This window comes from Arhodomonas sp. AD133 (assembly GCF_051195215.1).
In the GTDB taxonomy this organism is placed as follows: Bacteria; Pseudomonadota; Gammaproteobacteria; order Nitrococcales; family Nitrococcaceae; genus Arhodomonas.
The window spans coordinates 145,875-167,569 of sequence record NZ_JBNAZM010000005.1 but is presented as its reverse complement, the minus strand read 5'-3'; the positions used below and the strand labels follow the sequence as shown (position 1 = coordinate 167,569).

Here is a 21,695-nt window from a genome sequence, read left to right as displayed (position 1 = left end):
ACACGGCGCGCCTCGCGCCTTGCCCCATCGGCGCACAGACCGGCTGACGCATGACAATACTTCTGAGAAGATTAGTACCTGCCGTTGACCAGGGCGTCGAGTGCCGCGCGCGCGGCACTCGACGCCTGCCAGGCGGACGGCTACCGCGTCAGTGTCGCGGTGGTGGATCGTCACGGGGTGATGCGGGTCCAGCTCCACGGTGACGGCGCCGGTCCGCACACCCTGAGCAGTAGTGCCGGCAAGGCATTCACCGCGGCGAGCATGCGCCGATCCACGGCGGAATACGCCGGGCTCATCGCGGACAAGCCGGCCCTTGGTGGTCTGCGGGATATGGATGAACGGCTGTTGTTTCTTGCCGGAGGCCTGCCCATCCGGTTCGACGGTGAGGTCGTCGCCGGTATCGGCGTGGGCGGGGCGCCCGGTGGTGACCTGGACGAGGCCTGCGCCCGTGCTGGTCTGGAGGCGATCGGCGCCGAGGTCGGGGAGTCGGGCGAGCGCTGAGCGCCGCGCCGCCGTTGCCGGTTCCGTTGGTATTCAGGCGCAGGGGGGCATGGTCCCGCCCGGGCGAGGCCCGGGCCGTTCATGAAGACAACCCGCGCCCGTTTCGCAACGGTGCGCCGCTAGCGGCCGTTGCTGAGCACACGCTGGACGGCGTCGCGCCAGCCGGCGATGGCCTGGTCTCGATCCACGGCGGCGATCTGCGGCGTGCATCGCCGGTCGAGCCGCCACTGGCCCCGCACCTCGTCGAGAGACGACCAGATGCCGTGGCGCAGGCCGGCCAGGTAGGCCGCGCCCAGGGCTGTGGTCTCGGTGACCGTCGGCCGGGCGACCTCGAGGCCGACGAGGTCGGCGAGTGCCTGCAGCAGCCACTCGTTCGCCACCATGCCGCCGTCGACCCGCAGCTCGTGAGGTGGCTCGCCGGCGTCGCGGCCCATCGCGTTGACCAGGTCATGGGTCTGATAGCACACCGACTCCAGGGCGGCGCGGACGAACTCGGGGACACCGGTATCCCGAGTGAGCCCGAATATCGCCCCGCGGGCGTCCGGGTCCCAGTGCGGGGCCCCCAGGCCGGTGAATGCGGGCACCAGGTAGACGCCCTTGTTGCCCTGAGTGCCCGCGGCAATGGCCTCGGTTTCCGCGGCGCTGTTGATCAGGCCCAGACCGTCGCGCAGCCACTGTATCGCCGCACCCGCGACGAATATGGACCCTTCCAGGGCGTAGGTGGGCTGCCCGTCGAGCCGGTAGGCGAGGGTAGTGAGCAGGCGGTTGCGTGAATGCACCGGGCGTTCGCCCGTGTTGAGCAGCGCGAAACAGCCAGTGCCGTAGGTGGACTTGACCATGCCCGGCTCGAAGCAGCCCTGACCCACCACTGCGGCGTGCTGGTCCCCGGCGATGCCCTCGACGCTCAGGCGCCGCCCGAGCAGGGCCTCGTCCACGCTGCCGAAATCGTCGGCGCAGTCGCAGACCGTCGGTAGCAGCGGTCGGGGCACGCGGAAGAGCTTCAGCAGTTCGTCGTCCCAGTCCTGCTCGTGAATGTTGAACAGCAGAGTGCGTGCGGCGTTGGTGGCATCGGTGGCATGGCTGCGGCCGCCGGTGAGCTGCCACAGCAGCCAGGTATCCACCGTGCCGAAGGCGAGCTCGCCGCGCTCGGCTCGGGCGCGGGCGCCGTCCACGCGATCGAGGATCCACGCGATTTTCGTCGCGGAGAAGTAGGGGTCGAGCAACAACCCGGTGCGCGCGGTGACGGCACGCTGGTGACCGAGGTCGCGCAGCTCGGCGCAACGGTCGGCGGTGCGTCGGTCCTGCCAGACGATAGCGTTGTAGACCGGTTCGCCGCTCTCGCGGTCCCACACCACCGTGGTTTCGCGCTGGTTGGTGATGCCGACGGTGACCGCTTCCACGCCCTGTTCGTCGGCCTGGGCGAGTGCCCCGCGGCATACGCGCAGGGTGCTCTGCCAGAGGTCGGCCGGGTCGTGCTCCACCCAGCCGCTTTGCGGGTAGTGCTGCGGGAACTCTTCCTGGGCGGTGGCGACGATCTGGCCGTCCAGGTCGAAAACGATGGCGCGCGAGCTCGTCGTGCCCTGGTCGATGGCGAGGATGCCTTGTCGTGTTGCCATGCTCTCCTCCGTGTGCGGTGACGGGTCGGGGTCCGATCGTTGCCGGCCCCGACATTTGCGGCAATGATCGGTCGCAGCCGAAAAAAGTCAAGCATCGGATGTTCGGAAGCGAATATTGTTCTAAACTCCGAACACGGTGCAACAGGAGGAGATCGCGCATGCCCGTCGATGACACGCCGATGGAGCTCAACCCGCGCCAGGAATCCATGCTGGCGGTGGTGCGGGAGCAAGGGTTCGCGTCGGTCGAGGCGCTCGCCCAGCACTTCGATGTTACCGCCCAGACGATTCGCCGTGACATCAACTCGCTCTGCCGCGTGGGGTTGCTGCGGCGCTATCACGGCGGGGCGGGGTTGCCGTCCAGCGTCGAGAACGTGGCTTACACCGCGCGGCAGGTGATGTGCCTTGCCGAGAAGCAGCGGATCGCCGCGGCGGTCGCCGAGGAGATTCCGGATCAGGCGTCACTGTTCATCACCCTGGGCACCACCACCGAGGAGGTGGCCAAGGCGCTCATGGATCACCACGGGCTGCGCGTGATCACCAACAACCTCAACGTGGCCACCATCATGAGCGGCAGCCCGAGTTTCGAGGTGATCATCGCCGGCGGCGTCGTGCGTCACCGCGACCGCGGCGTCACCGGCGAGCCCACCATCGACTTCATCAACCAGTTTCGTGTCGACTGCGCGGTGATCGGGATATCGGGCATCGATCAGGACGGCACCCTGCTCGATTTCGACTACCGCGAAGTCCGCGTGCAGCAGGCCATCATCGACAACGCGCGCAGTGTCTTCCTGGTGGCAGACCACACCAAGTTCGGCCGCAACGCCATGGTGCGGCTCGGCGATCTCGCCCAGGTGCACAGCCTGTTCACCGACGAGGAGCCGCCCCCGGCTATCCGGCGACTGATGGCGGAGAGCGGCGGGCGGGTCGTGGTGGCGTGACCGCTGTTCGGATCGTGTTCGTATTTTCGGTTTGCAATGCGATTTGGGCGTGCTATGTTTGAATCCGAACATAAGAAGCCCGCGGAAGACGGGTACCCGGGAGAGGACGGACACACCCAATGAGCGAACACGACCCCTACGATCTACTGGTCGTCGGCGGCGGCATCAACGGCGCGGGTATCGCGCGGGATGCATCCGGCCGCGGCTTGCGCGTTCTGCTCGCTGAGCAGGACGATCTCGCCAGCCATACCTCCTCGGCGAGCACCAAGCTGGTGCACGGCGGGCTGCGCTATCTCGAGTACTACGAGTTCTCGCTGGTGCGCAAGGCGCTCAAGGAGCGCGAGGTGCTGCTCGGCATCGCCCCCCACATCATCTGGCCGCTGCGCTTCGTCATGCCCCACGTGCGCGAGCTGCGTCCGGCGTGGATGATTCGAATGGGGCTCTTTCTCTATGACCACCTCGGTGGCCGCAAGCGACTCCCGCCTTCCGAAGGGGTGCGCCTGCGCCAGCATGTCGCCGGCGAACCGCTCGACCCGGCTCTGACCCGTGGCTTCATCTATTCCGACTGCTGGGTGCAGGATGCGCGACTCGTGGTGCTGAACGCGCTGGATGCTGCCGAGCGCGGCGCCCGCGTGCTGCCGCGGACGCGCTGCGTCGGCGCCCGGCGCGTGGACGGTCTCTGGCACGTGACCCTCGAATCCACCCTGGACGGCGCCCGCGAAGAGGTCACCGCGCGGGCGCTGGTCAATGCCGGCGGTCCGTGGGTCGCGCGCTTCCTGGACGACTCGGGCATTCGCTCGGAGCGCAGCGTGCACCTGGTCAAGGGCAGTCACATCGTGGTGCCGCAGTTGTTCGACCACGAGTACGCCTACATCTTCCAGCACACTGACGGACGCATCGTCTTCGCCATCCCCTACGAGCGTGATTTCACGCTCATCGGCACCACTGACGTGGTCTACGATGGCGACCCGGCGTCGGCCTCGGCCTCGCGTGAGGAGATCGAGTATCTCTGCACGGCCGTGAATCGCTATTTCCGCCGCGAGGTCACCCCTGACGAGGTGGTATGGACGTACTCCGGAGTGCGCGCACTCTATGACGAGGACGACACGGGCAGCGCGTCGGCGGTGAGCCGCGATTACCTGCTGGATCTGAACACCGACGGCGGCGCACCTTTGCTGTCGGTCTTCGGCGGGAAAATCACCACCTACCGGACGCTGGCGCGCGAGGCCATGGACCGGCTCGCCGATACCCTCGGGGCACCGCGGCACGACTGGACCGGAACCGAAGCGTTGCCGGGCGGGGACCTGCCCGGTGGCGATCCCGGCAACTTCGTGGCCCGCCTGCGCGAGCGTCGCCCCTGGTTGCCGGCGGCGCTCGCTGAACGGCTCGTGCGGGATTATGGTTCCCGGGTCGAGCGCCTTCTCGGCGATGCTGCCAGCCTGGACGACCTCGGCGAGTGCTTCGGGGCCGACCTGTATGCCGCGGAGGTGGATTACCTGACCCGGTACGAGTGGGCGTATACCGCCGACGACGTGCTGTGGCGGCGAAGCAAACTGGGCCTGCGCCTGGGCGCCGATCAGGCGGCCCGGGTGGCGGCGTACCTCGCCGCCCGCTTGGAGGAGAGAAAAGAGGGCGACATCGCATGACCCTGAAACTGGAAAATGTCAGCAAGGTGGTCACCGGCGAGACGCACATCGACGATGTGACGCTCGAGTGTGCCCCGGGGAGTTTCAACGTGCTCCTGGGGCTGACGCTCGCCGGCAAGACCACGCTGATGCGGCTCATGGCCGGCCTGGACCGGCCCACCGCCGGGCGCGTGCTCGTCGACGGCGTCGACGTCACCAACGTGCCCGTGCGGCGGCGCAACGTGGCGATGGTCTACCAGCAGTTCATCAACTATCCGTCGATGACCTGCTACGACAACATCGCCTCGCCGCTGAAGCTCGCCCGGCTCGAGCGGGCGGAAATCGATCGGCGTGTGCGGCGCGAGGCCGAACGGCTGCATATCGAGCACCTGCTGGACCGCCTGCCCGCCGAGCTTTCCGGTGGCCAGCAGCAGCGCCTCGCCATGGCACGTTCGCTGGTGCGCGATGCCGAGCTGCTGCTGCTCGACGAGCCGCTGGTGAATCTCGACTACAAGCTCCGCGAAGAGCTGCGCGCGGAGATGCGCGAAATCTTCCAGGAGCGTGACGCCGTCGTGGTGTACGCCACCACCGATCCGCTGGAGGCGCTCACGCTCGGCGGGTACACCGCGGTCATGCACGAGGGCCGGCTCGTGCAATACGGCGCGACGCCCGAGGTGTATCACAACCCGGGCTCGATAGGCGTCTCGCAGGTGTTCAGCGATCCGCCCATGAATCTCATTGACGGCCATCTCGAGGACGGTCATCTGCGCCTTGGCGCGGACCAGCCGTTCGCGGCGCCCGCGCACCTGCGTGAGCTCGCGCCGGGTGGCTACCGAATCGGAGTGAGACCGCCGCACATCCACGTGACCCCGCCTCATGGAGAGGCCGTGGCACTGGATGGCGAAGTGGAGGTCGCGGAGATCGCCGGCTCGGAAACGTTCATCCATTTGCGCCACGGCGACTCCGCTTGGGTGGCGCAGCGCGAGGGCGTGCACCGCTTCGATCTCGGCGAACGCATCAACGTCTACATCGACCCCGCCCACCTGTTCGCTTTCGACACTGGCACCGGGCGGCTCGTGGCCGCGCCGCGGCGTCCGAGCGGCACGGCGGAGAACGGATAACGCTATGGCACGCATCGATCTTTCGGAGCTGGCGCACTCCTATATGGCGAACCCGACGCGCCCCGAGGACTACGCCCTGCGGCGGATGCACCACGTTTGGGAGGATGGCGGCGCCTATGCGTTGCTGGGCCCCTCCGGCTGCGGCAAGACCACGCTGCTGAACATCATTTCCGGGCTGGTGCAGCCCACCGAGGGACAGGTGCTTTTCGACGGGCGCGACGTGACGGCCCTGTCGCCGGAGCAACGCAATATCGCCCAGGTTTTCCAGTTCCCGGTCATCTACGACACGATGACCGTGCGCGAGAACCTCGCCTTCCCCCTGCGCAATCGTCGCCTGCCCGCCGACCACATCGCTCGCCGCGTCGGCGAGATCGCGGCGATGCTCGGGCTCGAGGACGTGCTCGACCACAAGGCCGTGGGCCTGGGCGCTGACGCCAAGCAGAAGATCTCCATGGGGCGTGGGCTGGTGCGTGACGACGTCGCCGCCGTGCTCTTCGACGAACCCCTGACCGTCATCGATCCCCACCTCAAATGGCATCTGCGCCGCAAGTTGAAGGAGGTGCACGAGCAGCTGCGCCTGACGCTGGTCTATGTGACCCACGACCAGACCGAGGCACTGACGTTCGCCGACAAGGTCGCGGTGATGTATGGCGGCGAGGTGGTGCAGCTCGGCACGCCCCAGGAGCTCTTCGAGGACCCTGCGCATACCTTCGTGGGTTACTTCATCGGCAGCCCGGGAATGAACCTCCTGGACTGCCGCGTCGACGGTGACGCCGCGCTCGTCGACGGCCAGCCCATCCCGCTGCGAGAGGGCGCCGGCGCCCGTGCCGACGGCGCCCGCCTGGAACTCGGCATCCGCCCGGAGTTCCTGCAGCTCGCCCGCGGCGGTGACCGGGGGGTGCCCGCGCAGGTGACCCGCGTGGAGGATCTGGGCAACTTCCAGATCGCGACCGTGCGCTTCGGCGAGCGCACGCTCTACGCCAAGCTCGGCGAGGGCGAGCCCGTGCCCTCGGAGGACGCGCGGCTGGTATTCCCGCGCGAGTGGACCCGACTGTACGCCGACAGCCGTCTGGTGGGCTGAGCCCGACGGCTCTGGAGGAGAGAACGCAATGGACAAACCCGTCAATCAACGGGCCTGGTTCATGGTCCTGCCCGTGGTGGCCATCGTGTCGTTCAGCGCCATCGTGCCGCTGATGACCGTGGTCAACTACTCGGTACAGGACATCTTCGGCCCCAACTCCCGCTTTTTCGTTGGCACGGAGTGGTACGAGATGCTCCTGCACGACGCCGAGTTACACGGCGCGTTGCTGCGCCAGTTCGGCTTTTCGTTCGCCGTGCTCGCCATCGAGATTCCGCTGGGTATCGCCATCTCGCTGACCATGCCGCGCAAAGGTGCCGGCGTGTCGTTCGCGCTGGTGCTGCTGGCGCTGCCGCTGCTGGTGCCGTGGAACGTGGTGGGCACCATCTGGCAGTTGTTCGCACGTCCCGACATCGGTCTCGCCGGCGTGCTCCTCAACGGTATCGGCCTCGATTACAACTACACGGGTGATCCCGTGGACGCCTGGGTTACCGTGCTGGTGATGGACGTCTGGCACTGGACGTCACTGTCGGTATTGCTGTGCTATGCGGGATTGCAGGCGATTCCGGACGCCTTCTACCAGGCCGCGCGTATCGACGGTGCTTCGCGCTGGGCGGTGTTCCGCTACATCGAGCTGCCCAAGCTCCGCGGCGTGCTGATGATCGCGGTGCTGCTGCGTTTCATGGACAGCTTCAAGATCTTCGCCGAGCCGTTCGTGCTCACCGGCGGCGGCCCCGGTAACGCCACCACCTTCCTCAGTCAGCGCCTGACCACCATGGCGGTGGGGCAGTTCGACCTGGGGCCGGCAGCGGCGTTCTCGTTGATCTACTTCCTGATCATCCTGTTGTTCAGCTACGTCTTCTACGTGGTGATCAACAACCTGGGCAAGGGCGTGAGCTGAGGAGGCACGAGGCATGTCAGCGAATCAGACTACCAGCGCCAACGCCCCGGCGGCGGCTGCCGCGGCTCCGGCGGCAACCCGTCGCGCGGCGAGCAAGGCGCGTTCCACGGCGGCGGGCTCACGCCGGCGTTACGTATTCCTCGGGATCTACATCGTGTTCCTGATGTTGCCGCTGTACTGGATGCTGAAGATGTCCCTTCAGCCCAACAGCGAGATCCTGGGGGCGTTCACCCTGTATCCGCACACGCTGACCTTCGACAACTACGCGAGGATCTTCAGCGATGCGTCCTGGTACACGGGGTATCTCAACTCCATCTATTACGTGGTGCTCAACACCTTGATCTCGCTCGCGGTGGCGTTGCCGGCGGCGTATGCCTTCTCGCGCTACAGCTTCATGGGCGACAAGCACCTGTTCTTCTGGCTGCTGACCAACCGCATGGCGCCGCCGGCGGTGTTCCTGCTGCCGTTCTTCCAGCTCTACCAGAGCGTGGGGCTCTTTGACACGCACATCGCCGTGGCGCTGGCGCACACCCTGTTCAACGTGCCGCTCGCGGTGTGGATCCTGGAGGGCTTCATGTCCGGTGTGCCCCGTGAGATCGACGAGACGGCCTATCTCGACGGTTACACCTGGCCACGGTTCTTCGTGATGATCTTCCTGCCCCTGGTCCGCGCCGGGGTCGGTGTCGCCGCCTTCTTCTGCTTCATGTTCTCGTGGGTGGAGCTGCTGCTCGCGCGTACGCTCACCTCCACCGAAGCCAAGCCTATCGCCGCGGTCATGACGCGCACGGTAAGCGCCTCCGGTATCGACTGGGGTCTGCTCGCCGCGGCCGGCGTGCTCACGCTGGTGCCCGGGGCACTGGTGATCTACTTCGTGCGCAAACACATCGCCAAGGGCTTCGCCCTGGGCCGCGTCTGAGGAGGCAGAGCGATGGAATGGATGGCCTGGACCCTGCCCACGGCGCTTTTCTTTACCGCCATTGCCGTGATGCTGGTGAGTATGGGGGTACTGGAGACGGTCTGGCCGACGGTCGAACGCAAGGGCTTTCTGCCCATTCGCACCACGCGTGGCGATCGGCTGTTCATCGGCCTTCTGACGAGTGCCTACATCCAGCTCGCTTGGCTCGCCTTCACCGACGGGCTCAGCCTGTGGTGGTCGGTGGCCATCGCCGCCGTGTGGCTTGCCGCGTTGCTGCGCTGGGGGTGAGCGTCGCGATGGGTTAGGCTTCCGCGGGCGGCAGGCGACCCGCGGGAGTGCCGGCACGGCCGGCGTCGAGCAATTTCGCCTGAGTCTCAACCCAATCCCTGGAGGGGAGGACGTATGGAGCGCATCAAGCACAAGAACCGATGGTCGGCCCTGGCGGCTGCCGCAGCGTTCGGTCTGCTCTTCGCCGGCGGTGCCCAGGCGGCCACCGCCGAGCAGATGGAGGTCGCCGAGAAATGGGTGAAGGAATTCCAGCCCTCGACCCTGTCCCGCGAGGAGCAGCTGAAGGAGCTCGAGTGGTTCATCGATGCCGCCGAGGAATTCCGCGGCATGGACATCAAGGTGGTCTCCGAGACCATCACTACCCACGAATACGAGGCCAACACCCTCGCCAAGGCCTTCTCCGAGATCACCGGGATCAATGTCACCCACGACCTGATCCAGGAAGGGGACGTCATCGAGAAGCTGCAGACGGAGATGCAGACCCAGCGCAGCATCTACGATGCCTACATCAACGACTCCGATCTGATCGGCACTCACTACCGTTACGGTGACGTGGTCGCGCTGTCCGACTACATGAAGGGCGAGGGCGCCGACGTGACCCTGCCGACGCTGGACATCGACGACTTCATGGGCAAGAGCTTCGTCACCGCCCCCGACGGCAAGCTCTATCAGCTCCCCGACCAGCAATTCGCCAACCTGTACTGGTTCCGCTACGACTGGTTCCAGAAGCCGGAGCTGCGCAAGCAGTTCAAGGAAATGTACGGCTACGAGCTGGGCGTACCGGTGAACTGGTCCGCCTACGAGGACATCGCCGAGTTCTTCACCGAGCACGTCGGCGAGATCGACGGCCAGAAGGTCTACGGTCACATGGACTACGGCAAGAAGGATCCGTCGCTTGGCTGGCGGTTCACGGATGCCTGGCTGTCCATGGCCGGTGCCGGCGACAAGGGGCTGCCTAATGGTGAGCCCGTGGACGAGTGGGGCATTCGCGTCGACGAGTGTCGCCCGGTGGGCTCGGACGTCACCCGTGGTGGTGCGGTCAATGGTCCGGCGGCGGTCTACTCGCTGACCAAGTACATCGACTGGCTGAAGCAGTATGCGCCGCCGGAAGCGTCCGGCATGACCTTCTCCGAGGCCGGGCCGGTGCCCGCGCAGGGTAACGTGGCCCAGCAGATCTTCTGGTACACGGCCTTCACTGCCGACATGGCGAAGGAAGGCACGCCGGTGGTGGACGAGAACGGCAATCCCAAGTGGCGTATGGCCCCCTCGCCCCACGGCCCGTACTGGGAAGAGGGTATGAAACTCGGCTACCAGGATGCCGGTTCCTGGACCCTGCTCGAGCACACCGACGCGAAGCGGCGCAAGGCGGCCTGGCTGTATGCCCAGTTCACCGTTTCCAAGACCGTGTCGCTGAAGAAGACCCACGAGGGCCTCACGCCGATCCGCAAGTCCGACATCAATCACGAGTCCTTCACTGAGCGTGCGCCCAAGCTCGGCGGTCTGGTCGAGTTCTATCGTAGCCCGGCGCGCGTGCAGTGGACGCCTACCGGAACCAACGTGCCGGACTATCCCAAGCTCGCGCAGCTTTGGTGGCAGAACATCGCCGAGGCGGTCACCGGCGCCAAGACCCCGCAAGAGGCGATGGACAGCCTGGCTCGTGAGCAGGACCGGGTGATGATGCGCCTGGAGCGTGCCAAGGTGCAGGAGCGTTGTGGGCCCAAGCTCAACGAGCCGCGTGACGCCCAGTACTGGTACGACCAGCCGGGAGCACCCAAGCCCGAGCTCGACAACGAAAAGCCCCAGGGCAAGACGATCCCTTATGACGAGCTGATCCAGCGTTGGGAGCAGGCGCGGGAGACCTGAGCCTGGTAGCCACCCGAGGAGAACCAACGAGAGGGCGCTGCGGCGCCCTCTTTGCTTTTTTTCGCATGCAACTGCCTGCTGACCAGCGCTAGCGTTCTTAGACGGTTTCGGTCTCTGGGGGTCGCTACATACTTCGTTGCCGGTCAAGTCGTAGGTTGGCTGCTCTTGGCAGCCAACGGAATCCGCTCGTACGGTAAATGATCGCCTCCGACGGACATGTCGGCCAGCGCTTCGCGCTCGCCGACCTACCAAGATGCTCCCCTTGTTAGTGGCGCGACAGCCCGCGGGACCACGGAGCGGAGACTTTCAATATCCATCGCCAGGCTGACGCGGGACCCGTCTTCTGCGAAGATCAACTTTTTTGGGGGTAGACGGACCAAGGAGGGGCATGATTATGCCTTGGGGGTTTCCGCGGGGAGGCCGGCACTTGTTGCTGGCGAGTGCGTCGGTCGGTGTATTCCTGCTGGCGCCGCTGGTGGCCGCGCAGGCGGCGACTGACGAGCAGATACAGGTAGCCGAGCGCTGGCTGCCACGATTCCAACCTTCCACCCTGTCGCGAAGCGAGCAGTTGAGCGAGCTCGAGTGGTTCATCGACGCCGCCGAGCCCTTTCGCGGCATGAAAATCGAGGTGGTCTCCGAGCGCATTGCCACTCACGCCTACGAATCGAAGGTGCTTGCACGGGCGTTCTCCGAGCTCACCGGGATCGAGGTGACTCATACCCTCAAACCCGAGGGCGACGTGATCGAGACCCTTCAGCGCGAACGCCGCACGGGGCAACAGCTCTACGACGCCTATATCAGCGACTCCGATCTCATCGGCACTCATTTCCGGTATGGCGATGTGGTGGCGTTGTCCGACTACATGCGTGGTGAAGGGGCGGATGTGACCCTGCCCACGCTGGATATCGACGACTTCATGGGCCGCAGCTTCGTGACCGGGCCCGACGGCAAGCTCTATCAGCTTCCCGACCAGCAGTTCGCCAACCTCTACTGGTTTCGCTACGACTGGTTCCAGCGCCCGGATCTGCGCAGGCGCTTCAAGGAGCTCTACGGCTACGAGTTGGGCGTACCGGTGAACTGGTCCGCCTACGAGGACATCGCGCAGTTCTTCACCGAGCACGTCAAGCGCATCGACGGCGAGCGAGTCTACGGCCATATGGACTATGGCAAGAAGGATCCTTCGCTTGGCTGGCGTTTTACCGACGCGTGGCTGTCGATGGCAGGCGCCGGTGATGTCGGCCTGCCCAACGGCCAGCCGGTGGACGAGTGGGGGATCCGCGTGTGGGGCTGCCGGCCGGTGGGTGCGAATGTCGCGCGCGGCGGGGCGACCAACAGCCCCGCGGCCGTGTACGCGCTCAGCAAGTACCTGGAGTGGCTCGACCGCTACGCGCCCCCCGAGGCGTCGAACATGAACTTTACCGAGGCCGGCCCGGTCCCGGCGCGGGGGCATATCGCCCAGCAGATCTTCTGGTACACGGCGTTCACGGCGGACATGAACAAACCCGGGCTGCCGGTGGTCAACGCCGACGGCACGCCCAAGTGGCGGATGGCTCCCTCGCCCCATGGTGCGTACTGGGAGGACGGCATGAAGCTCGGCTACCAGGACACCGGCTCCTGGACGCTGTTCCGCCACACCGATGCGAAACGGCGCAAGGCCGCCTGGTTGTATGCACAGTTCACCGTCGCAAAGACCGTATCGCTGAAGAAAACGCTGGAGGGGCTCACACCCATTCGTCGTTCCGATATCGAGAGCGAGGCCATGACCGAGGTGGCCCCCAGGCTCGGCGGCCTGGTGGAGTTCTATCGCAGCCCCGACCGCGAGAACTGGACGCCCACCGGCATCAACGTCCCGGACTATCCCAAGCTCGCTTCGCTGTGGTGGCGACACATCGGCCGTGCGGTATCCGGCGAGGCCTCGCCACGGGAAGCGCTGGATCAGCTCGCCGCCGCCCAGAATGACGTGATGGACGAGCTTTCCCGGTCCGACGACTTCAGTTTCTGCAAGCCGTCGCTGTATCCCGAGCGTGGCCGGCAGTACTGGCTCGACCAGCCCGGTTCTCCCAAGCCGAAGCTTGCTGACGAAAAACCCCAGGGGCAGACGATCCCCTATGACGAGCTCGTTCGCAGTTGGCGGCAGGCGCACTGACGTTACCGTTCATTCGTGGCGGTGCCGGCGCCAGCCGCCGGGCTACCGGCGGCTTCTGAAGGCGTCGAGGCGGTCGAGCAGCGGGCGAACCTGGCGGTAGAGATCGGCGTAAATCGCGAGCAAATCCCGGTATCGCGCCAGGCGCCTCGGATCCGGATGGAACGTGGCGTCCGTGTCGCCCGCCATCGCCGAGACCGCGGCATCGGGGCTCGCGTGCAGCCCGATGCCGGCGCTGGCGCACATGCCCGCGCCCAGGCTCGCGGCTTCCACGGATCTCGAGCGGGCGACGCAGCGGCCCGTGACATCGGCGAGCGTCTGGCACCACAGCCCGCTTGCCGCGAGCCCGCCCATGGCGAGCAGGGTCTCCACGTTCGCGCCCGCGTGCCGGTGCGTGGCCTCGAGGAACAGCGCCTGTTCCATGGCGATGCCCTCGATCACCGCCAGATACAGGCTCGCACGGTCGTGGCCGCTGGCGAGTCCGAGCACGGCGCCGCGGGCGCGTTCATCCCAGTGCGGGTTCATCACGCCCTGCCAGTACGGCAGCAGCAACAGCCCGTCCGCGCCCGGCGGCCGATTCGCGGCGGCTTGTTCCAGATCGGCGAGGGTCGTCGGGTCGGTGTCGGGGTCCAGACCGAACACATCCTTGAGTAGCCAGTCCGAGAGCAACGCGCCGCTGCGCAGGCTACTTTCCAGGTAGTAGCCCTGTGCGCCGGCCCGGCAGAGCGTGCGCCAGGCCGGATCAGTGGCCGCCTCGTCGCAGGGCACGCCGGCGACCACGGCGGTGCCCAGGTTGAGATAGGCCTGTCCCGGCGTCACCGCGCCAACTCCGAGGCCCGCGCACTGACCGTCACCGCCAGCCGCCACCAGTGGTGTGCCGGGGGCGAGACCGGTGGCTGCTGCGGCCTCTTCGGTCAGTGAGTCAATGATCGTCCCCGGGGCCACCACTTGGGGAAGCTGGCGTGCACTGATACCGATTGCCTCACACAGCGACCTGTTCCAGGCGTGGGCCGAGATATCGAACAGCCCTGTGGGATCGGCGGCGGCGTAGCTGGTGACGAATCGGTTCGTAAGCCGCTCGGCGAGGTAACCCTGGATGTCGGCAAAGCGGGCGGTCCGGGCGAAGCGCTCCGGTTCCGCATCGCGCAGCCAGGCGATCTTGTAGAGGCTGAGGCCGTAGTTGGGTGTCTTGCCAGTGATCCGGCGTAACGTTGTAGCGTCGATCACCGGTGAGAGACCCTCGATCCACGCCCGGGCGCGACCATCCAGCCAGAGCATGGCAGGGCCGGTGGGCGCGCCGTCGGCATCCAGCGGTACGATGGTTTCGCGCTGATGGGCCAGGGCGAGTGCTTGAATGCGCGCCGGTGGAACCGTCGCAGTGAGGGCGCACAGGCACGTGCACAGCGCCGAATACCACTCGTCGGCGTCCTGCTCGAAGCGTTCGGCATCGGGCCGACGAGTCGTCAGCGGTTGGCGTGCCTCGGCGAGTGCCTGCCCGGCCATGTCCCAGGCGATGGCCTTGACCGCTGTGGTGCTGACATCGACCCCGACGACTGCCTGCGAGGATGATCCGGCCATGGCATCAATGACCCGCGTGGGCCGGTGCCACGGGGCGTTCTCCGATATCGGTTTCGGCGCGCGGCAGGGCGTTGTCGTCGCCGTCGAAGAGATGGCAACGCCGGGCCGCCAGCCCGATGGTTACCGTGTCGCCGACATCCACGGTGGTTTCGCCCGAGCCCTTGACGGCGACGGTTTCCCCGTCACCGAGTCGCACGTGGATGAGCGTCTCGCCGCCCAGGTGCTCCACCACCAGCACCTCGCCGCGCAGATACGCATCCGCTGCTTCGCTGGCGTCCGGTTCGTGGATGTGCTCCGGGCGCACGCCCAGCGTGAGCCGCCCGGTGCCCGGGGTGCTGCGAACCGGCACCCGTATGTCCGTTTCCCCGGCGACCCGCACCGTTACCGTGGCGGTGTCCGCGCCTGTCGCTTCCACGGGCAGGAAGTTCATCTTCGGTGAGCCGATGAAGCCCGCCACGAAGCGGTTGCGTGGGTAGCGGTAGAGCTCCAGCGGCGTGCCGATCTGTGCCACCTCGCCGGCATTCAGCACCACGATGCGGTCGGCCATGGTCATGGCCTCCACCTGGTCGTGAGTGACGTAGACCATGGTGGCGTCCAGCTTCTGGTGGAGGCGGATCAGCTCCACGCGCATCTGCACCCGCAGGGCGGCGTCCAGGTTGGAAAGCGGCTCGTCGAACAGGAATACCCGCGGTTGACGCACGATGGCCCGCCCGATGGCCACGCGTTGGCGCTGACCGCCGGACAGCGCCCGGGGCTTGCGCTCGAGCAGGGGCTCGATCTGCAGAATGCCGGCGGCTTCGCGAACACGGGTGTCGATTTCCTCTTTGGGCATTTTCGCCAGGCGGAGGCCGAAGGCGATGTTCTCGTAGACGCTCATGTGGGGGTAGAGCGCATAGGACTGGAACACCATGGCGACGCCGCGGCGTGCCGGAGCCAGCCGCGTGACATTGTCGTCGCCGATGAGGATGCGTCCGCCGCTGGCGCGCTCGAGCCCCGCGATGGTCCGCAGCAGGGTGGACTTGCCACAGCCCGACGGGCCGACGAAGACCATGAACTCCCGGTCTTCGATGGCGATATTGATGTCGTCGAGCACCGTCTGGTCCCCGAACTGCTTGGTCACTCCGGAAAGGCGTACTCCACTCATCCCGGCTCTCCTCCCGAACCCGATTTCATGGTTGTGCGATCGCGATGCGCTTGACAACGTCTATAGGTGAGATTACATGTGTAATAACGTTTATACAAATGTTCACGCGACTGAGAGGACCGACCCTTGCGTGCCACCTATCTACATGGCGTCCGCGACGTGCGCGTCGGCGAGAAGTCCGATCCCCAGCGCCAGGATGACGATGTCCTCATCCGTGTCAGCGGCGTGGGTGTGTGCGGTAGCGATCTTCACTATTACCTGGAGGGCGGGATCGGCAGCGCGTGCATTCACGAGCCGTTCGTGCCCGGCCACGAGCTCGCCGGCTGGGTCGTGGAAGAGCGCCCGGAGCTCGGGCTGGCGCGGGGGCAGCTGGTGGCGGTGGAGCCGGCGAAACCGTGTGGGCACTGCGAGTGGTGCGAGCGAGGTCACATCAATCTCTGCCCCAACGTGGAGTTTCTCGGAGCGCCCCCTTATCACGGTGCCATGACCGAAACCATCGCCGTGCGGCCCGATCAGGTATTCGCCGTGCCGGGCGGGTTCACCGTGGAGCAGGCGGTGATGCTCGAGCCGCTGGGCGTGGCGATTCATGCCATGGATCTCGCCAAACAACGGGTGGTGGAGAGCGTCGCGGTGCTGGGTTGCGGTCCCATCGGTCTGTGTCTGGTCCAGCTCGCACGGCTGCAGGGTGCCGACCGTGTCTACGCCGTCGATCCCGTCGACTATCGCCGTGCCGCGGGTGAGCGCCTTGGCGCCGACCGCATTGCCGCCCATCACGGTGCCATCGACGAGTGGACCGACGGTCGCGGGGCGGACCTGGTGCTGGAGGCCACCAACGCCCCGGCGGGCCTGCAGTACGCCTGCGAGACGGCGCGCATTGGCGGGCGAATCGTAATGGCGGGTATCCCCGACGGCAACGAGTATACCCTCGATGCGTCGCTCGCGCGGCGCAAGGGGCTCAATATCAAGTTCTCCCGACGCATGGGTCATGTCTATCCGCGGGCGATTCGGCTGGTCGCCGAGGGGCGGGTGGACGTGGACTCCATCGTCACCCACCGCTTCACCCTGGAGGATTCCGGGCAGGCATTCGAGCTGCAGTCCGGCTGCCGGGACGGCGCACTCAAGAGCATCATCGTGCCCAATCCCGACACTTGAGTATCGCCTCCCCCGCCAGCGAAGCGGCGATCGCGACACCAACAACACCGGTAACGACGAAGAGGAAGGAGAGCGCCATGAAACGTATAACGACGACCCTGGTAGGGGTCGGTCTGGCGACCGCCGCGGGCGGCGTGCAGGCCTGGTCCCTGGAGGAGGCGGCGAAGCCCTACGAGGGCACCAGCATCACGGTGGTGGGCTTGGAACGTCCCAGCTACAAGGCCGCGCAGAAGCTCACGCCGCAGTTCGAGGAGCGCACGGGCATCAACGTCAACTGGGTGAGTTTCCCTTACGAGAGTACCCTCAAGGCGGAGACGCTGAACTTCGTCTCCCGCAGTCAGCAGTTCGACCTGATCATCACCGACGTGGTCTGGCCGGTGACCTTCGCCTCAGCCGACTGGGTGGTGCCGGTGGAGCATTTCCTCGACGATCCCGAGCTCGCCGATCCGGATATCGACCTGGATGATTTCTTCCCGGTGTGGCGCAAGGCCTTCACCATCGACGGCAAGCTCATGGGCCTGCCGTTCGACTCTTACGCGGGGCTGCTCTACTACAACAAGCAGATGCTCCAGGAGGCCGGCCTGGATGGGCCGCCCGAGACCTGGGCGGAGCTGCGTGACGAGTACGCGCCCAAGTTGATGGAGGCCAATGGTGACGGCGTCTATCCATTTGCGCTGCAGTCGGCGAAGGGCGAGACCCAGACCGCCGACTCCTTCGCCCGGTTCCTGTGGCCCTGGGGCGGACGGTTCATCGACATCGACAACCGCGAGGTGCTGGTTGACTCGGAGGCTTCCACCGAGGGCATCGAGTTCCGCCAGAGCCTGATGGAGTACATGCCCGAGGGCATCGTCGCCGACAACCACTCCCAGGTCGTGGCGCTGTTTTCCCAGGGCAAGGCGGCGATGATCACCGAGTGGTCGGCATTCTATTCCACGCTCAAGGAATCCGGGGTCGCCGAGCATCTGGGTATCGCGCCCGAGCCCAGCGGGCCGGACGGTACCTACTCGGCTTTCGGCGGTTTCGCCTACATGGTCAGCGCGCAGGTGCCCGAGGCGAAGCAGAACGCCTCGTGGCTTTTCGTGCAGTGGCTCACCTCCAAGGAGATGGGCAAGGCGCTGGTGGAGAACGGGGCCGTGGTCGCACGACGCAGCGTCGACACGGATCCGGAGATCCAGGCGCAGTTCCCGCATCTCGAGCCCATGGTGGAGACCTGGGAGAATGCGACCGTGCCCGACTGGCGCCCGCAGTTGCGCTGCTATCCCAAGTTCTCGGAGATCGTTTCCGACTGGGGAACGCGGATTCAGCTGGGTGACATCGAGCTCGAGGAGGGCCTGGCGAAGATGGACACCGAGCTCAGCGAGTACATGGAGTCCGCGCAGTGCTGGGAGACCGCCAACCAGCCGCGCAACGTCGCCCAGGACTGAGCCCGTAACGGCCGGCGCCGGGTCCTCGGCCCGGTGCCGGTCCCGGTAGGCCGCCTGCGTGGCGGCCGATGCGGAGAATGAACACTATGGCCAGTCGACTCGACAGCCAGACCGTCGCGGCCACCGCAGTGCAGGAAGAGGCAGCGGACGTCCCGTCCCGGCTCGAACGCGCCGAACCGTGGCTGTTCATCGCGCCCTCGCTCATCCTGCTACTGGCGGTGGGCCTCTATCCGGTGGTCTACACCGGCTACATGTCGCTGCACAACTGGACGCTGGGCATGGGCGCTCCCACGTTCACCGGCTTCGACAACTTCGCCAACGCTATCACTTCGGAGGCGTTCCGGGCGTCGGTGGGGCGGACATTGTTGCTGCTGGTGATCACCCTGCCGGTGGAGCTCGTGCTCGGTCTCGCCATCGCCCTGGCGCTCAACGTTCAGGAGAACCGCGTCCTTCGCACTATCCTGCAGGTGGCGCTGGTGGTGCCCATCGCCATTACCCCCGCGGTGGTGGGGTTGCTGGTGCAGCTGCTCTTCGATAACCAGCTCGGGGTGATCAACCATTTTCTCGCCCAGGTCGGTCTGGCCAACGTCGACTGGCTGGGTGACCCGACGATGGCCTACGTCACCGTGTGCATTGCCCAGATCTGGCAGTGGACGCCGTTCGTGGCGCTGGTGCTCTCGGCGAGTCTCGCCACCGTGCCTGGCGAGATCGAGGAGGCGGCCCTGCTGGAGACCGAGCGCTGGTGGCCGCGCTTCCGCAAGGTGCAGCTGCCCTTTCTCTGGCCTGGCATCACGGCGGCGCTGGTCTTCCAGACGGCGTTCGTGATGAAGCAGTTCGGCATGATCTACGCGATCCAGAAGGGCGGGCCGGGGTCGGCCACGCAGACGGCGATGCTGCAGATCGAACGCACCGCCTTCCGCGGGTTCGATATCGGGCTCGCCTCGGCACAGTCGATCCTGATGCTGATCATCTCCATCGTGCTCGCGCAGATCTACATCAAGGCCTTCTACAGCGAGGCGGAGTGAGCCCCCGATGCCAAGATCACTGCTCTTTCGTGTATTGCATGCCCTGGGAATCCTGCTGGCGCTGCTGGTGATCCTCTTTCCGCTCTACTGGATGGCGGCGGCGTCGCTGAAGACCGAGGATCAACTGTTCAGCATTCCGCCTGTGTGGACCTGGGTGCCCACCTTCGAGGGCTACGGCCTGGCGATCCATGAATCCCCGATCCTGCAGGCCCTGTGGAATTCGGTACTGGTCACGGGCGCTTCGGTGGGCCTCGGACTTCTGGTCGGTGCGCCTGCGGCCTACGGGCTGTCGCGCTACCGTTTCCGTGCACGCAAGCACATCTGGTTCTGGTACGTCACCAACTGGATGCTGGTGCCCGTCGTGATACTGATCCCGTTCTACCTGGTGGCTTCCCAGCTCGGCATGATCAACAATCGGCTGATCCTCGTGCTGGTCTACCAGGTGTTCGTGGTACCGTTGGTCGTCTGGCTGATGGTGGATCAGTTCCGCTCGGTGCCCATCGCGCTGGAAGAGGCAGGGATGCTCGACGGGCTCACGCGTTTCGGCGTGTTCCTGCGCATCACCCTGCCACTGGTGAAACCCGGCATCGCGGTGGCGGCTATCCTCTCCGGGATCTTCGCCTGGAACAACCTCATCTACGCCTACATCCTGACCCCGGCGGATGCGGCGCGCACAGCGCCGACCATCGCCCTGTCCTACCTCGGCGGCTACATCGTGCCCTGGACGAAGGTGATGGCGAGCGCGACGATGATCTGCGCGCCGGTGATCGTCGGTGGCATCATCGTGCACAAGTACATGGCGCGCGGGCTGACCCTGGGTGCCGTGAAATAGCCTTGCACCCGCCGGGCAGGCGGCCGGATTCGCCGGCCCGGCGCGGTAGGGATCACGGGAGTGGACAGTGACGACAGTGGCGAGCGGCGACGACCTGCCGGAACCTTTGCTCGACCCGGAGGAACAGCTCCAGGCGCGGGTCGCGTGGCACTATTTCATCGGTAACCTCACCCAGCAGCAGATCGCGGACCGGCTCGGCACCAGCCGGGTCCGGGTGAATCGCCTGCTCGCCGCCTGTCGCGAAAACGGCCTGGTCCAGATCACCATCAACAGCAAGCTGGCCTCGTGTGTCGAGCTCGAGCACCGTTTGCTGGAGACCTATGCCCTCCACGAGGCCGTGGTCGTGCCCACCCCCGACGACGTGACCTACCTGCGCGATGCCATCGGCGTGGGGGCGGGCACTTATCTATCGTCGGTGGTCTCGGACGGTTGCACCATCGCCATCGGTTGGGGACGCACGCTGCGCGCGATCCTGCGCGCGATGCCGAGCCGCAATCTCTCCGAGGTGTCGGTGGTCTGTCTCCAGGGTGGGCTCGCCCACTGCTCGGGCATCAACACTTTCGAGATTGTCTCCGACTTTGCCGACCTCTACGGTGCCGACCAGCACTTCTTCGCCGCCCCCATCTTCGCGAGCAACGAGGCGGCGCGGGACGTGATCCTGGCCCAGGGCGCCATCCGCGAGACCTACGAGAAGGCGCGCGCGGCGGACGTGGCGGTGATCACCGCCGGCGACATGAACGAGTCGCTGATCGTGACCTACGGCGTCGAGACCTTGGCGGATCGCGAGAGCCTGGTGGACGGGGGCGCTGTTGGGGATATCATCGGCCACTTTATCGATGCCGACGGCCAGGAAGTGGACCATCCGCTCAATCGCCGCACGGTGGCCGTTTCCCTGGAGGATCTCAAGCAGATTCGCCGGGTGGTTCTGGCCGCCGGCGGGATGCACCGTTTCGACGTCGTCCGCGCGGCCCTGCGCGGCGGCCTGGCGAGTGTCTTCGTCACGGACGAGGCGACGGCGACGGCGCTGGTGGACAACCCCTGAGCGTCGCGAGTGGAAAGTTTCACGTAGCAAGCGGCGGGGGTGAGTGCGCCGTAGCCGCGCCAATCGAAGAGCTCAAGGCTGTAGGCCGTAGGGCGGCGAGCGCGAAGCGCTGGCCGACATCCCGGGTGCAGAGATGTCGGCTACCAGCACCACCCGAGGCTTGGGTCGTTCGAAAATGCACTTGCTGTTCACCGATCGCCTGCTGCCGCGCTCTTCGGGGGCAACGAAACGGTCGCGTTCGGGTGTGTCGGCGAGGACGCGGCCGGGAGACGCCGCGAGTACGTCCATGTAGGCTCGTATGCGGCCGTCCCTGGCCGCATACGCTTCCGGCCGCATCCTCACCGACACACCCTGCAACCAGGAGGGGCGCTTCCGCGCCACTGTTGGCCGGTACCGGTGCGAACCGTGTCAGCAGCCGTAGGTCGGCTGCTCTCGGCAGCCGACACGACGGCTAAGACCAAAACACGTCGTCGACGCTGTCAGCGGTAAGGATGTTCTCGCACCAGTG

General features: G+C 66.2%; 18 protein-coding genes. 15 read left to right on the top strand and 3 right to left on the bottom strand.

Features of this window, described 5'->3' with window-relative positions; genetic code table 11:
• Positions 1 to 84: 84 nt before the first annotated feature.
• The gene (locus tag ACPEES_RS05220) at positions 85 to 501 is read left to right on the top strand and encodes a GlcG/HbpS family heme-binding protein (RefSeq protein WP_435101759.1); all 417 of its coding nucleotides are present in this window, start codon (positions 85 to 87) and stop codon (positions 499 to 501) included.
• 119 nt (positions 502 to 620) lie between these two features.
• On the opposite strand, the gene glpK is transcribed toward ACPEES_RS05220, so the two are convergent.
• Entirely contained in the window at positions 621 to 2,117 is a 1,497-nt protein-coding gene (glpK, locus tag ACPEES_RS05215; RefSeq protein ID WP_435101757.1) for a glycerol kinase GlpK, read from the bottom strand.
• Positions 2,118 to 2,275: 158 nt separating this feature from the next.
• On the opposite strand from glpK, the gene ACPEES_RS05210 reads away from it, so the two are divergent.
• The 9 genes from ACPEES_RS05210 (at position 2,276) to ACPEES_RS05170 (ending at position 12,993) form a co-directional block, all read left to right on the top strand.
• Positions 2,276 to 3,055 (top strand): DeoR family transcriptional regulator, encoded by a 780-nt coding sequence (locus tag ACPEES_RS05210; protein ID WP_435101755.1) that lies wholly within the window; start codon positions 2,276 to 2,278, stop codon positions 3,053 to 3,055.
• Positions 3,056 to 3,174: 119 nt separating this feature from the next.
• Positions 3,175 to 4,701: a glycerol-3-phosphate dehydrogenase gene (gene glpD, locus ACPEES_RS05205; RefSeq protein WP_435101753.1), complete on the top strand. Its 1,527-nt coding sequence runs from the start codon at positions 3,175 to 3,177 to the stop codon at positions 4,699 to 4,701.
• Positions 4,698 to 5,801, top strand: a complete 1,104-nt coding sequence (locus tag ACPEES_RS05200; protein ID WP_435101751.1) for an ABC transporter ATP-binding protein — start codon at positions 4,698 to 4,700, stop codon at positions 5,799 to 5,801. Before glpD ends, ACPEES_RS05200 begins: the two co-directional genes overlap by 4 nt.
• Positions 5,802 to 5,805: 4 nt before the next feature.
• Entirely contained in the window at positions 5,806 to 6,882 is a 1,077-nt protein-coding gene (locus tag ACPEES_RS05195; RefSeq protein WP_435101749.1) for an ABC transporter ATP-binding protein, read from the top strand.
• A 28-nt stretch (positions 6,883 to 6,910) separates the two neighbouring features.
• Entirely contained in the window at positions 6,911 to 7,780 is an 870-nt protein-coding gene (locus ACPEES_RS05190) for a carbohydrate ABC transporter permease (protein ID WP_435101747.1), read from the top strand.
• A gap of 13 nt (positions 7,781 to 7,793) precedes the next feature.
• A complete protein-coding gene (locus tag ACPEES_RS05185; RefSeq protein WP_435101745.1) occupies positions 7,794 to 8,696 on the top strand; it encodes a carbohydrate ABC transporter permease in 903 nt (300 codons plus the stop codon).
• Positions 8,697 to 8,708: 12 nt separating this feature from the next.
• Entirely contained in the window at positions 8,709 to 8,984 is a 276-nt protein-coding gene (locus ACPEES_RS05180; RefSeq protein WP_435101743.1) for a DUF2160 domain-containing protein, read from the top strand.
• Between the two features lie 114 nt (positions 8,985 to 9,098).
• Positions 9,099 to 10,847: an ABC transporter substrate-binding protein gene (locus ACPEES_RS05175; protein WP_435101741.1), complete on the top strand. Its 1,749-nt coding sequence runs from the start codon at positions 9,099 to 9,101 to the stop codon at positions 10,845 to 10,847.
• Positions 10,848 to 11,235: 388 nt separating this feature from the next.
• Complete coding sequence (locus tag ACPEES_RS05170; RefSeq protein ID WP_435101739.1) at positions 11,236 to 12,993, top strand: ABC transporter substrate-binding protein; 1,758 nt, start codon at positions 11,236 to 11,238, stop codon at positions 12,991 to 12,993.
• 42 nt (positions 12,994 to 13,035) lie between these two features.
• Here the strand turns inward: ACPEES_RS05170 and ACPEES_RS05165 are convergent, their stop codons facing one another.
• On the bottom strand, positions 13,036 to 14,568 hold the full coding sequence (locus ACPEES_RS05165) for a xylulokinase (protein WP_435101737.1): 1,533 nt from the start codon (positions 14,566 to 14,568) through the stop codon (positions 13,036 to 13,038).
• A gap of 4 nt (positions 14,569 to 14,572) precedes the next feature.
• Positions 14,573 to 15,712 carry an ABC transporter ATP-binding protein gene (locus tag ACPEES_RS05160; RefSeq protein ID WP_435101735.1) on the bottom strand — a complete coding sequence of 380 codons (1,140 nt, stop codon included), beginning with the start codon at positions 15,710 to 15,712 and terminating at the stop codon, positions 14,573 to 14,575.
• Positions 15,713 to 15,838: 126 nt separating this feature from the next.
• Between ACPEES_RS05160 and ACPEES_RS05155 the strand changes: the two genes are divergently transcribed.
• The 5 genes from ACPEES_RS05155 (at position 15,839) to ACPEES_RS05135 (ending at position 21,187) form a co-directional block, all read left to right on the top strand.
• The gene (locus ACPEES_RS05155; protein ID WP_435101733.1) at positions 15,839 to 16,864 is read left to right on the top strand and encodes a zinc-dependent alcohol dehydrogenase; all 1,026 of its coding nucleotides are present in this window, start codon (positions 15,839 to 15,841) and stop codon (positions 16,862 to 16,864) included.
• A gap of 77 nt (positions 16,865 to 16,941) precedes the next feature.
• On the top strand, positions 16,942 to 18,288 hold the full coding sequence (locus ACPEES_RS05150; RefSeq protein WP_435101731.1) for an ABC transporter substrate-binding protein: 1,347 nt from the start codon (positions 16,942 to 16,944) through the stop codon (positions 18,286 to 18,288).
• Positions 18,289 to 18,374: 86 nt separating this feature from the next.
• A complete protein-coding gene (locus ACPEES_RS05145) occupies positions 18,375 to 19,313 on the top strand; it encodes a carbohydrate ABC transporter permease (protein WP_435101729.1) in 939 nt (312 codons plus the stop codon).
• A 7-nt stretch (positions 19,314 to 19,320) separates the two neighbouring features.
• A complete protein-coding gene (locus tag ACPEES_RS05140; RefSeq protein WP_435101727.1) occupies positions 19,321 to 20,145 on the top strand; it encodes a carbohydrate ABC transporter permease in 825 nt (274 codons plus the stop codon).
• A gap of 67 nt (positions 20,146 to 20,212) precedes the next feature.
• The gene (locus tag ACPEES_RS05135; RefSeq protein WP_435101725.1) at positions 20,213 to 21,187 is read left to right on the top strand and encodes a sugar-binding transcriptional regulator; all 975 of its coding nucleotides are present in this window, start codon (positions 20,213 to 20,215) and stop codon (positions 21,185 to 21,187) included.
• The last annotated feature ends 508 nt before the right edge of the window (positions 21,188 to 21,695 follow it).